12 protein-coding genes are annotated in these 13049 nt (G+C 59.9%); all 12 read right to left on the bottom strand.

The window, feature by feature from the left end; translation table 11 throughout:
- Nucleotides 1-8: 8 nt before the first annotated feature.
- Complete coding sequence (locus tag JSV08_06240) at nt 9-1058, bottom strand: flippase-like domain-containing protein (GenBank protein UCF80118.1); 1050 nt, start codon at nt 1056-1058, stop codon at nt 9-11.
- A 64-nt stretch (nt 1059-1122) separates the two neighbouring features.
- Entirely contained in the window at nt 1123-2856 is a 1734-nt protein-coding gene (locus JSV08_06235) for an amidohydrolase (GenBank protein ID UCF80117.1), read from the bottom strand.
- Between the two features lie 42 nt (nt 2857-2898).
- Nucleotides 2899-4404, bottom strand: a complete 1506-nt coding sequence (locus JSV08_06230) for a glutamine synthetase (protein UCF80116.1) — start codon at nt 4402-4404, stop codon at nt 2899-2901.
- Nucleotides 4405-4591: 187 nt separating this feature from the next.
- A complete protein-coding gene (locus tag JSV08_06225) occupies nt 4592-5929 on the bottom strand; it encodes a glutamine synthetase (protein UCF80115.1) in 1338 nt (445 codons plus the stop codon).
- A gap of 145 nt (nt 5930-6074) precedes the next feature.
- The gene (locus JSV08_06220; GenBank protein UCF80114.1) at nt 6075-6851 is read right to left on the bottom strand and encodes a type II secretion system protein; all 777 of its coding nucleotides are present in this window, start codon (nt 6849-6851) and stop codon (nt 6075-6077) included.
- Nucleotides 6818-7321 (bottom strand): hypothetical protein, encoded by a 504-nt coding sequence (locus tag JSV08_06215; GenBank protein ID UCF80113.1) that lies wholly within the window; start codon nt 7319-7321, stop codon nt 6818-6820. The genes JSV08_06220 and JSV08_06215 overlap by 34 nt, the downstream gene beginning before the upstream one ends.
- A 15-nt stretch (nt 7322-7336) precedes the next feature.
- Nucleotides 7337-7786 (bottom strand): prepilin-type N-terminal cleavage/methylation domain-containing protein, encoded by a 450-nt coding sequence (locus JSV08_06210; GenBank protein ID UCF80112.1) that lies wholly within the window; start codon nt 7784-7786, stop codon nt 7337-7339.
- A gap of 5 nt (nt 7787-7791) precedes the next feature.
- Entirely contained in the window at nt 7792-8298 is a 507-nt protein-coding gene (locus tag JSV08_06205; GenBank protein ID UCF80111.1) for a prepilin-type N-terminal cleavage/methylation domain-containing protein, read from the bottom strand.
- Nucleotides 8299-8367: 69 nt separating this feature from the next.
- Nucleotides 8368-10548, bottom strand: coding sequence for a hypothetical protein (locus JSV08_06200; GenBank protein UCF80110.1), 2181 nt, complete (start codon nt 10546-10548; stop codon nt 8368-8370).
- Nucleotides 10549-10738: 190 nt separating this feature from the next.
- Nucleotides 10739-11338 (bottom strand): hypothetical protein, encoded by a 600-nt coding sequence (locus tag JSV08_06195; GenBank protein ID UCF80109.1) that lies wholly within the window; start codon nt 11336-11338, stop codon nt 10739-10741.
- The gene (locus JSV08_06190) at nt 11335-12150 is read right to left on the bottom strand and encodes a hypothetical protein (GenBank protein UCF80108.1); all 816 of its coding nucleotides are present in this window, start codon (nt 12148-12150) and stop codon (nt 11335-11337) included. The genes JSV08_06195 and JSV08_06190 overlap by 4 nt, the downstream gene beginning before the upstream one ends.
- Nucleotides 12147-13046 (bottom strand): hypothetical protein, encoded by a 900-nt coding sequence (locus JSV08_06185; protein UCF80107.1) that lies wholly within the window; start codon nt 13044-13046, stop codon nt 12147-12149. The genes JSV08_06190 and JSV08_06185 overlap by 4 nt, the downstream gene beginning before the upstream one ends.
- Nucleotides 13047-13049: the final 3 nt, after the last annotated feature.

Genomic DNA, 13049 nt, shown 5'->3' with positions numbered 1-13049 from the left:
GTCGGCCCCTACGCTTCCACTTCCGGCGAAAGCACGCGCCAGCCCATGCCGCGCTTCGAGAGAAGGATCACTCCCCATACGCTGAGCGGCAAGTAGCTTATGCCGTGGGCAAGAAGGATACCGGCGGCCGCCTCGCCCGACGCGACGCCGCAGACGTCCACGAGAACCACCTGGGCGGCGGCGTGGTAGCCGCCGACGCCCCCGGGCGTGGGAAGCATAATACCGATGGCGCTTACGGGGATGAGAAGAAGCATGCTCGAAAAGCCGGTATTCACGCCCACCGATAGGAGCGCGAGCCATGTGTAGAGGGCGATCACGAGCCACATGGCGGCCGAGCCGAAAAGGAGCGGCGCAAAAAGCTTGCGTCGCCCGAACACGGCGAGGCCGTCGAGGAAGCGGTGAAGCGGCGCGTCGAGGCGCGTGCGCACGCGCTCGGGAAAAAAACGGAAAAGCTTTTCCATGGCCCGTGCGGCGGCCTCGCGCCGAAAGAAAGCGTAGCCAAGCACCCCCAGGCCCGCGACGACGCTGGCCAAGGCCGCTATGGCCCCCGTCCGCAGAGTGTATCGAAACGCTTCATCCTCGACCCCTTTGGCGTAGAGCGCAAGATAAACCCCCAGAAACGCCGTCACCGTGAGCATGTCGAGGATCCGCTCGATGACGACGGTCGCAAGCGCCGAGGAAAAGGGCACGTGCGGCTCGTCGCGGCTCAAAAGCCAAGGACGCACCACCTCGCCCACGCGGCCGGGCAGAAGGTTGGTCACGGTGTAGCCCTCCATGAAGGTGCGAAGGCGGCTCCAAAGGGCGGTGCGCCCGAGGGGCACCAGAAGATAGCCCCAGCGCACCGCGCGCAGCCAGAAGGACATGAACACCACTGAAAACGCCGCCGCGAGGTACCCCACCCGCGCCTTCAGGAACGCCGACCGGAACCCCTCCCAGTCGGTCCGCCAGAAAAACAGCCCCAGGAGCAGGGCCGCAAGCACGAAGCCGAAAAACAGCGCCAGGAACCGGCGCTGCGGCCTGGATTTTCCGTCGGTTCCGCCAACCTGAGCCTGGCTCACGTCGTTATGATGCCATGGAAACGGCGGCCGGGAAACGTGCCTTCACGAGGGAGAGCGGTATTTTTCACAGCTCCGTAAAGGCGGGGTCGCGAAAAACCTCCTCGCCTTCGAGGAGCGTGAGGACGACCCTGGTTTCGTTGATCTCGTGCGGTTCGATCTCGAAAAGATTGCGGTCGAGGACGATGAGGTCGGCCGCCTTGCCCACCTCAATGGAGCCGGTCTCCTCTTCCTGGAAGCCGAGGCGGGCTCCCTCGATGGTGTACGCCGCGAGGGCGGTCGGAAGATCGATGATTTCCTCCGGAAGCCACGCGGACCCCGGCCCCGTCTCCGGGTCGCGGCGCGTCACGGCGACCTCGATCCCCTCAAGCGGGTTCATGGAAGAGACCGACCAGTCGCTCCCGAAGGCCACGCCTGCACCGCTCCGTACGAGGCTTCCTATCTGGTAGAGACGTTGCGAGCGCTCCGGCCCGAGCAGCGGCTCAGTGAGAACCGTAATGTACTCGTCGGCGTACGCCCAGAGGGGCTGAAAATTCGCCACGACGCCCAGCTGCTTGAAGCGCGGGACGTCGTCGGGGTGGATAAGCTCGAGGTGGACGATGTGGTGGCGGGAGTCGCGGCTCCCGTTCGCGGCGCGCGCCTTCTCGAAGGCGTCCAGGGTCATCCGGACGCCGCGGTCCCCGATGGCATGGACGTGAATCTGAAATTTTTCCTTGTCGAGCGCCGCCACCATACGGTCGAGGGCCTCGGGCGACATGGTGGGTTTTCCGAGGTCGCCCGGCCGGTCAACGTAGGGCTCGAGGACGGCGGCCGTGTAATTCTCGACCACGCCGTCCACGAAAATTTTGACCGCGTCGGCGCGAAGCCGCCGCCCGCGGTACTTGTCTTGCCACTCGATGAACCTAGGAATCTGCGATTGCCACTCCTCTGGGTCTATGGTCATCGACACGACGACGCGCGCGCTCAGCTCCCCGCGGCGGTCGAGCTCGGCGTAGGCCTCTAGAATTTCTTCGTCCGCCGACGCCTCCTGGAGCGACGTGATCCCAAAGCGGGCGGCCATATCCAACGCGCGGCGCAGCCCCCCGAGGTAGTCGTCCATCGTGTACTCGGGCAGATGCTCTTCCATGAGCTCCATCGCGGTTTCGTGAAGCGCGCCGGTCGGCTCCCCGGAGGAAGGGTCACGCTCGATGCGGCCCGCCGGAGGGTCGGGCGTGTCGCGGTCGATGCTGGCCGCCCCCAGGGCGCGCGAGTTCACCCAGAGCGAGTGCCCGTCGGACGACATGAGGCAGACCGGGCGGTCGGGAACGACCTCGTCCAGGGGCTCCTTGCTCGGGTTCCCGCCGGGGAAAAGGGTCATTTCCCAGCCCCCTCCTCTTATCCATGGCCGGCCGGGATTTTCTTCCGCGTACCGGCGAATCGCCTCGAGCGCTTCTTCCTGCGAGGCAAGGTCGGTCAGGCTGCACTCCGCAAGCTCGATCCCGCTCGTCACGGGATGCAGGTGGGAGTCGTGGAACGCCGGAAGTACCATCCGGCCCTCGAGGTCGACCGTTCGAGTGGCGGGGCCCGTCCAGGCGGAGGCGTCGCGTCCGCTTCCGACGAACACGATCCGGCCGCCTGCGACCGCCACCGCCTCGGCCCATGGAGAACTCTCCGAGAGGGTGTAAACCGTAGCGTTGAGAAGAACGAGGTCGGCGGGCCTCGGCTGCTCCTTCCCTCCCCCGCAGCCCAGGAGGCAGCAGACGGCGAAGCACCAAAAGAAATGTTTAATGCTTAATGTTTGACGTTTAATAGTATTAGGCATTAAACATTAAGCATCGGGTTGCATGGCAACGATCTCTATCTATTACAAACAGTGGAGATGTTCATCAACCAACTTTTTAATCTCACCTCCCTTACCATATAATCTCTCACTCAAGTTCCTATCATCGTAACTCTTAAGCTTCTTCGCTATCCCATCAACTACCATCGAAGGAAAGACCCCGTCCCTCTGGTATATTTCACGATCTTTCAGAAGACTTTCGGCTGATTCCCAACATGAGGTGGGCAACTGCGGCAGCTTCTCCTGAACCTCCTTATATTCAGGGGAAAAGATATTCACGTCCACATAGAGTTTCTTAGCCAATTCTAACGCGCCTTTCATCTCTAATCCGTATCGAGCAGCTACGGCCAGCCCGGATAGTAAAAGATAAATGTCAGCTGAACCATCAGGACAGCGAAATTCCACCGTCTGGCTATCGATGAGCTCCGAAAATTCTCCCTTTTCCTGCGGATTGGCATCTCTCACCATATTCTTAACACCCAACCACCCCAAGGGGACCCTTACTAATACAGACCGGTGTCTATCACCCCAGCATACATTCGTTGGCGCTTCCTGATGAGGAACTAATCTCAAGTAAGAAGTAGGGACGGTATTACCAAAGGCGGTCAAGGAAGATGACAGACTTAAATAGCCTGCAATAGTCTTTTTGGCCATGTCGCTTAAGCGGCTTCCCTCAATCGTCACATTCTTCCCGTCCTTGACCAATTTCGTATGAACATGAAGGCCGCTGCCGGCATGTCCAACCAAAATCTTGGGAGCAGCGCTGATTGTAACCCCGTGTTTATACCCGATCATCCTTAACATCCATTTGGCGATAACAATTTGATCAGCCGCATCTTCCACAGGCACGGGAAGGAACTCAATCTCATGCTGCTCCATATCATGGTCTCCTCCACAAACATAGCCCACCTCAGAGTGACCGTACTTTATCTTTCCTCCCGCCTGTGCGATAGCTTGCAAAGCCTCGCATCTTAAGCTCTCCCATTTAAAAAATGGGGAAGACTCCTGGTAACCCTTCTGAGCTATGCCCGGATAAAGATGCTGTCTGTCGTAAAAAACATAATACTCTAACTCGCCCATAGCCTCGAAACTTAACCCGGTGCTATTCTTCAATACCTCATGAGCCTTTCTAACAATATTTTCCGGAGAACTCGGCAGCGGAACCCCTTCATTTGTATAGTAAGAGCAAAGTATATCTACCGTAGGAATAGCAGCGAACGGGTTAACATAGGCGGTTTTATAGCGGGGGACAACGTACAGATCGCTTGAGGCCGCATCGATATAAGAGAATAGACTGGAGCCGTCTACCCTTTCTCCCGCTGAGAGCAATCGATCCAGTTGAGCTTTGCTGGTAATTACAAAATTGAGGGTCTTTAACCTGCCGTCTCCTCCTACATACCGGAAGTTGACCATCTTAATCTCATTCTCCTCTACGAACTTGATCAGGTCTTCTTTGGTAAATTCTTCCGGCGGTTTTCCCAAATACTGAACTATTTTGTTGGGATTCATTGCTACCTGAGTGTCTTTCATAACTCACCTCACTTTTTGAGCCACCTACGAGTTCATCCAAGAGCTTAAAGAGACGCCGCGCGAGAGCATAGCAGGAAACGAACGAACGGGCAATCGTCTCCTCCCCCGGGAAGGCCCTCGGATTCCCGTCCCGCGAGGAGCGGAGGCGGGATATGGAGGAGGATGCGCGCGCTTCGTGCGAAGCGGTTCAGTAAATGGGCAGGTACGTCTCGATCTCCCACGGGGTGACCTGGTGGCGGAAGTCGTTCCACTGCGCCCGGGCCGAGCGGGCGATCTCCTTGAACGCGTGCTCGCCTATCGTGTCGCGCGCGAGGTCGCTCTTTAGCATCTCGCGCAGCGCCTCGTTCAGGGTCTGGGGAAGCATTCCGATGCTCATCTCCTCGAGCTTCTTGTCGTCGAAGTCATAGACGTTCTCCTCCACCGGAGCGGGCAGCTTCAGCTTCCGGCGGATGCCATCGAGCCCGGCGCGGAGCATCGCGGCGAACGCGAGATACGGGTTGCACGAGGGGTCGGGGCTCCGCAGCTCGCAGCGCGTCGCCTGCTCGCGCCCCGGCGTGTAGCGCGGAATGCGGATGAGCGCCGAGCGGTTAACCTGCCCCCAGCAGATGTAGACGGGCGCCTCGTAGCCCGGCACGAGGCGCTTGTAGGAGTTGACGCACGGCGAGAGGAAGATGCAGATCCCGCGGATGTGCTTCAGCTGCCCCGCGATGAACTGCATCGCCGCCTTGGACAGCTTGTAGTCGTGCTTTTTGTCGAAGAAGGCCGACTTGCCGTTCTTTTTGTGGAAAAGGCTCTGGTGGACGTGCATGCCGCTCCCGTTCACGCCGGTTATGGGCTTCGGCATGAAGGTGCAGTAGACGCCGTGGTCCTGGGCGATGCTCTTGAGGGCGTAGCGGAAGGTGACGGTGCGGTCGGCCGTCGTGAGGGCGTCGGCGTACTCGAAGTCGATCTCGTGCTGGCCGGGCGCCACCTCGTGGTGGCTCGCCTCGACGGTGAGCCCCAATTTCTCGAGCGAGGTGACCATCTTGTGTCGTATGTGGTAGGCGTCGTCCGTGATGAGGTCGAAGTAGCCGGCGCGGTCCTGCGGAAGGGGCTTTATCCCCTCCTGCTTGAACAGGAAGAACTCAAGCTCCGGGCCGGTGTTGAAGACGAACCCCTCCTTCTCGGCTTCCCGCATGGCGCGCTTGAGGACGTAGCGGGGGTCTCCGGGGAACGGGTCGCCGTTAGGCCTGTGAACGTCGCAGATTAGCCGCGCCACCTTTTCCTCGTCGGTCCCGAGCCACGGCACTACGGCGTAGGTCGCGGGGTCGGGCATCAGGAACATGTCGCTCTCGTAGATGCGAGTGAAGCCCTCTATGGACGAGCCGTCGAACCATGATCCCTGGTTCAGGGAGCTTTCGAGCTGGTGGATGGGAATCGTCACGCTCTTTACGATGCCGTTTATGTCCACGAACTGGAGCGCTACGAGGCGCACCTTGTCGCGCTTTACCTGCTCCAGGACTTTCTTCTTTAGGTTTTCGCTCATGGATTGCTTTCTTTCCTCCGAAGGTCGAGCCCGAAACGTTAGAGCCAAGTGTAGCGAGCGCCCTGCCTAAAATCAAGGAAGATTTCTTTGTGGTCGCGCCTCCCCCGCGCTGCGAGCTTTAAGAAAGCGCCGCGCAACGCTATAGCTACCGCCACCCCCCGGACTGCCCCCTAGACTGCCCCCCGGTCTGCCCCCCCGTCTGCCCCCCGGTCTGCCCCCCAGACATGAACCCCTGTAGAGAGTCCAGGCCCAGCGGCTGCTCCAAAGGCACGCGGGGCGGCGGCTGGGGGGCGTTCGCCAGCATGTTGCGAAGCCTCATCTTCCGAAGCTGCCTCTTTTGTTCCTCTACCGCGACGTTCTCCATCACAAAGAACCACTCGCTGTATTTCTGTCGGCCGTAATAGCTCCGGAACCCTTCCGCCTCGCTTCGGGACACGACGCCCCAGATGGGGCCCGTCGTGCGCTCGGACGACCCTTTCCCGATGCCGCCCGGCGTCAACGTCCTTCCCTTAGGCAGATCCGGCTGTTTATTCCCCTGGCCCTTTCCCATGAGCTGCTGCTTGAACTCCATATACTTCGGGTCCCCCACGCGGACGACGTGCCACTCGCCGTCCTCCACCATTGGGTCGGGGTAGAGCTGGCGGATGAACCGGTGCGGCTTCTTCGTAAGTTGCTCCATTTCCACGGGATAGGTGCCTACCTTTTTGCTGTAGTAGTAGAGGGCCAACACGTACTGTTCGCCCCGGAAGATGAGCTCCTCCTCGCGCTCGCGCATGCGCACGGTGCTCCACGCCTGCTCAGCCGCCAGAAGCCCGATGGACATCACCGCCATTAGGATGAGAAGCCCCACGAGGGTAAAGCCGCGATGGCTCATCCGGCCCCGGAGAATCATTGCGTCGCCGTCGTCGTGAAGATGCGGCATCCGCTCTTCTTAATGCACGTCGTTTGGTCCGTCGTGCTCGTAAACGTCGCCTCGACGTGCCAAGCGTACGTCGTGCTCGGATCCAAGAAATCGCCAAGCTTGTACGAGGTCGCCTCCGCCCCGAGATCACCGCTCGTGCGTTCAACCGTTCCGGAGCAAGCCGTCCCCCAGAAGATCTCGACGACGTGTTTTTCAACGTCTATGTCCGGTTCGTTGTCCGACTTGGCGGCAGTCCACTGAAAGCCGGGATCCCAGGCCACCGTGCCCCCGTCCGAGGGCTGCGAGAGGACCGGCGCGTCGAGATCCGCCCCGACGCAACCCCCGACGGTCGTCGGGTCACCGCCCTCACACGCGGCAAGGAGAAACACGAAAGCCCCTACGGCCAAAAACAGGACGTAGGACGTAGGACGGTAGGATGTAGAATTCCTTTGCTTTATCGTCCTGCGTCCTTTCTTTCCGCGTTTCATCATACTATCATCCTTTCCTCACCACTCACCATAGGAAATGTTGTTCGTTCCGACGCCCGAGGCGCCGCTTTTGACGTCGAAGATTCCTCCAGATTCCTCGGGAGGGCCGAAGGGATTCGACTCGGCCGGAATCGTCTGCCACGTGTTGCTCGACTCCGTGAACGGATCCACGGGCACGGAGCGCAGGTAGCCCGCCCTCACCAGCTCTTCGAGGCTTTCGGGGTATTTCTTCTTGTCGGCGAAGTACTGGTCGATTACGGACCGCATGACATGGAGGTCTTGCTTGAGCGCCGCCTCGCGCGCCTTGAGGATGGCGCGCTGATATCTCGGAATGGCGATGGCCGCAATCAGCGAGATAATGAACACCACCGCCAGAAGCTCAAGAATCGTGAAGCCGCGCGCCAATGGCCGATTTTTTAAATCCAACGTCGTTTTCTTATCGGTAACCGGTAATCGGAAATCGGTCATTTTTCTCACCACTCCTTGTATTCCGTTTCATCGAGCGCCACGCCGTCGCTTTCCGTAAAGACATCGTAAAGATTTTCCCTTCCCCAGAGGGTCGAATCGAAGTCGTCCTGATAGGAGCGCTTGCCCCATTCGTCCGTCTTCATCATCGGGTCGATGGGGACGCGCCGCAAAAACTTCAGCTTGCTGCCCACTCCCACGGTGGCGTCGACGCCCTCGACGAGCTGGTCGAAGTCCTTGGGATAGTTCATCTGGCCGACGTCGCCGATCTCGCGCGGATTGATCAGCCCCCCCATGGCGGCTTCGTGGAACTGGTCAATGGCCGTGCGGATGGTGCGCAGCGCCCGGCGGAGCTCGACCTCTCTGCTGCGCTGGAGCGCCACCCGCGTAAGCGGAAGGGCAATGGCCGCGAGGATAAGAATGATCGCCACCGTCGCCGCAAGCTCCACCAGTGTCAGCCCCCGTGAGTTAAATGACCTAATGACCCGATGACCGGATGACCAAATACGTTGCATTCGGTCCCTTCGGCTCCGCTCAGGACAGGCATTTGGGAATTTGGTCATTTGGTCATTGGCCATCGGATTCTACTCTCCTTCACTCACCCTAATGCGCCCATGCACGAGCGAAACCGGAATTCTCTGATTCTGTGAATCGCGAAGCTCACTCCTAGTGAGAAAGAGAGGCGACGCGCCCACGCCCACACTCTTGAGGGTCACGCGCACGAGCATGCCGTCGCCGCTCACACCCTGCGGAGCCTGGCGTGAATAGCCGACGACCGCGGAGCCTTTGTCGTTATCAATGTCGCGCACGAACGTAATCGGCGCGCCGCCCTGCCGCAGATACCCGAGTTCGACCACGTCGAGCACGTGGAGAATCTCCGCGTTGTAGCCAAGCACCAGGGGCGCATGGGCCACGTCCACGCCGTTTCCGATAACGATACTAATTTGAAGTTCCTCGCCCTTTTTCATGGCCTCGTTTTGGGGCACGATGCGCAGGACGGCCGGCCTCGGAGGCCTCGGCGGCTCCTTGGGTGCGGGCGGCTCCTCCGGAGCCTCGTCCGGCGGTGCCTGCGGTGCTTCTCGCCCGACCTTTTCTTCGGCTTCCCCGGTGGGCTTCGGCCGCTTGGGCGGGGAAGGCGTCCCGCCCTCGCCCTTGCCCAAAAGCACGCTGGGAGGCGGCTTTTCCATGAGCCGAATGCGGTCACCCGAGCCGATCCACAGCGCCTCGAGATCCTCCGACGTGATGTTCGGCATGCGGACGATGTGCGGCGTAAGAGACAGCACGATGTCGGTCTCCTCTTTTGAGCGGCTGGTGTTTCCAAACAGCCGCCGCAGAATGGGCGTGTCGCCGAGGCCCGGCACACCTGAGAGGGAATCGCGCTCGTCGTCGCGGATGAGGCCGGCAAGAATGTTCACCTGCCCGTCCTTGAGCCGGATGATGGTGTCGATGCTGCGGGTGCCGATGATGGGCTGGGCGCCCACGGTCGCCTGCACTTCCCCTGTGATGGAAGAAACCTCGATTTGCACCTTGAGCGTGATCTCCTGATTGTGGTGAACGCGGGGTTCAACGCTAATCTGGACGCCGACGTTCTGGTACGTGAAGTTCGTAATCGGCGCGCCGCCGATTCCACCCACCGTGGAGGCCACGTTGTAGGTGGTCGTGGGAATGGGAACCTGGTCGCCGATGTTGATGCTCGCCTTCTCCCCTTCGGTGACCCGGAGCTGGGGACGGGCGATGGTGTTGGCTTCCGTGACGGACTTGAAAAAGTTGTAGGTGAGGGAGGGGATCCCCACAACCCAGTTGTACTGCTTTTTAAGGAGATCCAGCTCATGGAGCCGGATATTGGAGCCGCCACCGTCAAGCGAGTCCACGGCATCGAACGTTTCATTCAGCGACTGCGGAAGCTCGACGCCGATGTCCCGCCGGCGCATGCGTTTCACCTCCATAAGCTCCACGTCAATCACGACCTCGCCCTTCGCCTTGTCGTTCGCGCCGATGATGCGCTCGGCGACGGCGATTTTGTCCGGGGTGTCCTTGATCGTGATGGCGTTAAGCTCATCGTTTTGCGCCACGTTGCGCGCGTCAATAAGACCCCTCAACAGCCCGAACACGCCCTTCGCCTCGGCGTTCGAGAGGTAAAACGTCTTGATGACCTGGTCGTCGTACTCCTGGCGCTTTTGACGGTTGTCGGGCGCTATGATGATCGTGTAGGAGTTGATGATTTTGTAGAACGTTTTGGTCTGGATATTCAGGATGTCGAGAGCTTCGAGGAACGTCACATCCTGCAAATCAACGGAAATCTTTTTGTCTGCGATGGCCGCGTCGAAAAGCACGTTGACGCCCGCCGCCTTGCAGAGAGCGGTGAAAACATCCTTCAGGTCCTGGTCGGCGAACTTGAGTTTTATGGGAATGTTGGCCTGGGGATCAAGGCGCGGCGTCGGTGTAATCTTCGCCGCCGCCTCCTTCATTTCCTCCAAGCTCATGCCGAGCTTCTGCGCCTCGGCCTCCTCCTCCATGATCGCTATGACTTTCTGAAGCTCGTCGGCGGCGAACTGGCTCGTCGGGTCGAGGGCCAGTGTTTGCTGGTATTCCTCGGCGGCCTGGGGGTAGAGTCCCGCCACATGGTATTTCTTCGCGCGCTCGATGTGCACCTGCGCGGCCTTGATGCGCGCCCGCATGAGCTTCATGCGGTACTCGAGGTTGCCGGGGTTCTGGGCGACTGCGCGGGCGTAATGGAGCACGGCCTGGTCCCAGTCCTCCGTCATCGAATACTTTTCCGCCTTTCGTACGTCCTGCCGCCCCGCGCATCCGACGAACGACACCGCAACGAAGAGAACCAAGATGAACGCCCCAGCGAAAGAATGTTTTTGAACGGTCGATGGCCGATGGTTGATGGTCGATAGTTTTTTGACCATTGACTGTTGACTGTTGACTGCCGGCTGTTTCATAGCTCTCCTACTTGCTGAAAATGGATTTTACCTTCGTGGCCAAGGGATACCGTTTCGTTTGCTGTGTGCCCGCGACCCGAATTTCCACGGACTCATATCCGATGTCCACAACGACAAATTGTTCCTTCAGAACCTCGCCCCGCTTGGCGTAAATGAACGTCTTCCCGTCGCGGAAGATGGCGATTTCGTCGTCGGGCGGGCCGATGTAGCCTATAAAAGGCATCACAAAGTTCACGCTCCCCCCAGAGGCAGCCCTATCTTCCTCAATACGCTTCTTGATTTCTTTCTCCTTCCGCTCACGCTCCCGCGCGGCCTGTTCGCGCATTTGTTGAAGTTTCTCCTGCTGCTCATCACGCACCGCTTGCGGTGTGGGGATGTGGCCAAAGCTGAAGAGATTGCGCTCCGCGCCCTCGTATTGGGGGCGCGGCGCTTCGAGTTCGTCGATTCGGAGAGACTCCACGGAGATGGCCCCGCGGGACTCCCCGAGCCGAGCCACCGCCAACGGCGCGTCATCGCCGCCCCGGAAAAGCAGTGGCGCATAATTCCAAAGCGCCATCAGGAGCACGATCAAGGCCGCGACGCCGAGTGCCTTCTCACGCGTGCTCATGCGATGCCTCCCGTCAAATCCAAGTGCCGAAAGTGCAGAAGCTTGCCCGAGGGTAGCCAGGGATGCGGAAAGTACAGGAGAGCCATGTCCGCACCTTCCGTACTTTCTGCACCTTCCGAACCCCCGATTGCCGCCGCCATCGCCGGGGACTTCCCGGTCTTCGGCTCAACGCCCTCGAACTCAAAAAAATAGGTCGAAAATTCCACGTTGAGGCTGATTTGGTTGACGCGATCCGCCGCGTTGCTCCGAAGCGTCAGCCGCTTGATGACCAAAAAGAGGCCCGGGTTGTTTTCCACGGCGCTCAGGAATTTCCGGATGGCTCTATAGGTTCCCTCGAGAGGAAGGGTCGTGGAAAACCGGACCAGTGCGCCCTCCCCCGCGTCTGTCCAGGCCGGGCCCAGATTGACGGCGCCCGGCAACCCGCGGTTTTCCCGAACTTCTTCAGCGCTGTACCCGATGGTTTCGAGCCGCACGCCCGCCTGCTGCGCCATGCGGCGGATTTCCCGCTGAAAGAACGTCATGCGCTCCCGCTTCGTGGAAAGCACTTCTCTGTGGAAGTACTCAAGGCCGTCGCGGTTTTTTTCGATCTGCCCCTCGAGCGCGACGAGCCCGTCACGCTCGGCTTCGAGTGAGCGCACCTCTTTTTCAAGCGCCCGGCGCTCCTTGTCAAGCGAAGTCGCAGAACGCGAAAGCGGAACCGTGGCCAGCCCCGCAACAAGCCCGTGGGCCACCAACGCCGCCGCCGCCACGATAAGAAGCGGGCGGCGATTGTCATAGGCGAAGGTTTTCGGAAGAAGCAGGATTCGCTTCATGGCTGCGCCTCTTCTTTCTGCCCTCGCTCTGTTTGGGGTTTTGTGCTCCGCGGGGGCGCGGCGCCCGTCCCCTCTACAGGAGGAGGAAGAGGCCCCACCACTGCCGGTTCCTCCGCCCCTGCTTTGGGTTTTTCGCTCGATGGGGGCGCGGCGCCCGTCCCCTTTACAGGAGGAGGAAGAGGCCTCATCACCGCCGGTTTCTTCATCTCTGCCTTGGGTTCTTCTCTCGGCAGGGGCTTCGACGATGTCGGGGCCACTATTTTTTCGGGTGCTTTCTCCTCAACGGCCTCGGCTTTCCCCTCACCCAAGGGCTCACCCTGAGCTTCGCCGAACGGAACATACAGCACTTCGACCTCCGAGGCGATGCCGCGTCCGAGTGTTTGAAGCGTGTCCTCCCGTTCGTTCTGAGGATAGGCGTGCGAGAAGTGAGGTGAGAGCTCGAGTTCGTTTAGAAAATCCACCAAATCAGCCGGCTCCTTGGAAATCGTGGAAAGTCGCAGCTTGACGCCCTCTTTCTGAATCGAAGGAGAAATGTTGTGGACGAAAACGCGCATGGGAAGCACCTGCTCAAGGTCCGTGAGGAATTGCGTCCACGAGAAGCGCCGCGAGTCGATGAGCGCGTTCGCAGCGATGACTTTTTCGTTAAGCGCCTTGATAGCGTCGACATCAAGCTGCGCCGCGCGCGTGCGCACCTCCTCGCGCAGGGCGTCACGCCGCGTCTCGAATTCTCCCAAAACCTCGCGTGCGTCTTCGCGCGCAAGGGTGCTTCGGTAGAACCAAAGCCCGTGGAGAGCGGTCAGGGCAAGCACCGCCACAATGCCCATGCGAAAGCCCAGCGAGTAGATGCCGTAGTGGCGAAAGGGTTGTGAGGCGAAATTTGAGGCTTCGTGAATCATCGC

This window comes from Acidobacteriota bacterium (assembly GCA_020349885.1).
In the GTDB taxonomy this organism is placed as follows: domain Bacteria; phylum Acidobacteriota.
The sequence above is the reverse complement of the archived record's forward strand: the minus strand, read 5'-3'. Positions and strand labels throughout refer to the sequence as shown.

What these genes read in the sequence shown, in the direction of transcription:
- JSV08_06195 (UCF80109.1), bottom strand. Translation starts at nt 11,338, where the DNA reads ATGAGCACGCGTGAGAAGGCACTCGGCGTCGCGGCCTTGATCGTGCTC.
- JSV08_06185 (UCF80107.1), bottom strand. Translation starts at nt 13,046, where the DNA reads ATGATTCACGAAGCCTCAAATTTCGCCTCACAACCCTTTCGCCACTAC.
- JSV08_06200 (UCF80110.1), bottom strand. Translation starts at nt 10,548, where the DNA reads ATGACGGAGGACTGGGACCAGGCCGTGCTCCATTACGCCCGCGCAGTC.
- JSV08_06190 (UCF80108.1), bottom strand. Translation starts at nt 12,150, where the DNA reads ATGAAGCGAATCCTGCTTCTTCCGAAAACCTTCGCCTATGACAATCGC.
- JSV08_06220 (UCF80114.1), bottom strand. Translation starts at nt 6,851, where the DNA reads ATGCCGCATCTTCACGACGACGGCGACGCAATGATTCTCCGGGGCCGG.
- JSV08_06210 (UCF80112.1), bottom strand. Translation starts at nt 7,786, where the DNA reads ATGACCGATTTCCGATTACCGGTTACCGATAAGAAAACGACGTTGGAT.
- JSV08_06235 (UCF80117.1), bottom strand. Translation starts at nt 2,856, where the DNA reads ATGCCTAATACTATTAAACGTCAAACATTAAGCATTAAACATTTCTTT.
- JSV08_06225 (UCF80115.1), bottom strand. Translation starts at nt 5,929, where the DNA reads ATGAGCGAAAACCTAAAGAAGAAAGTCCTGGAGCAGGTAAAGCGCGAC.
- JSV08_06230 (UCF80116.1), bottom strand. Translation starts at nt 4,404, where the DNA reads ATGAAAGACACTCAGGTAGCAATGAATCCCAACAAAATAGTTCAGTAT.
- JSV08_06205 (UCF80111.1), bottom strand. Translation starts at nt 8,298, where the DNA reads ATGCAACGTATTTGGTCATCCGGTCATCGGGTCATTAGGTCATTTAAC.
- JSV08_06215 (UCF80113.1), bottom strand. Translation starts at nt 7,321, where the DNA reads ATGATGAAACGCGGAAAGAAAGGACGCAGGACGATAAAGCAAAGGAAT.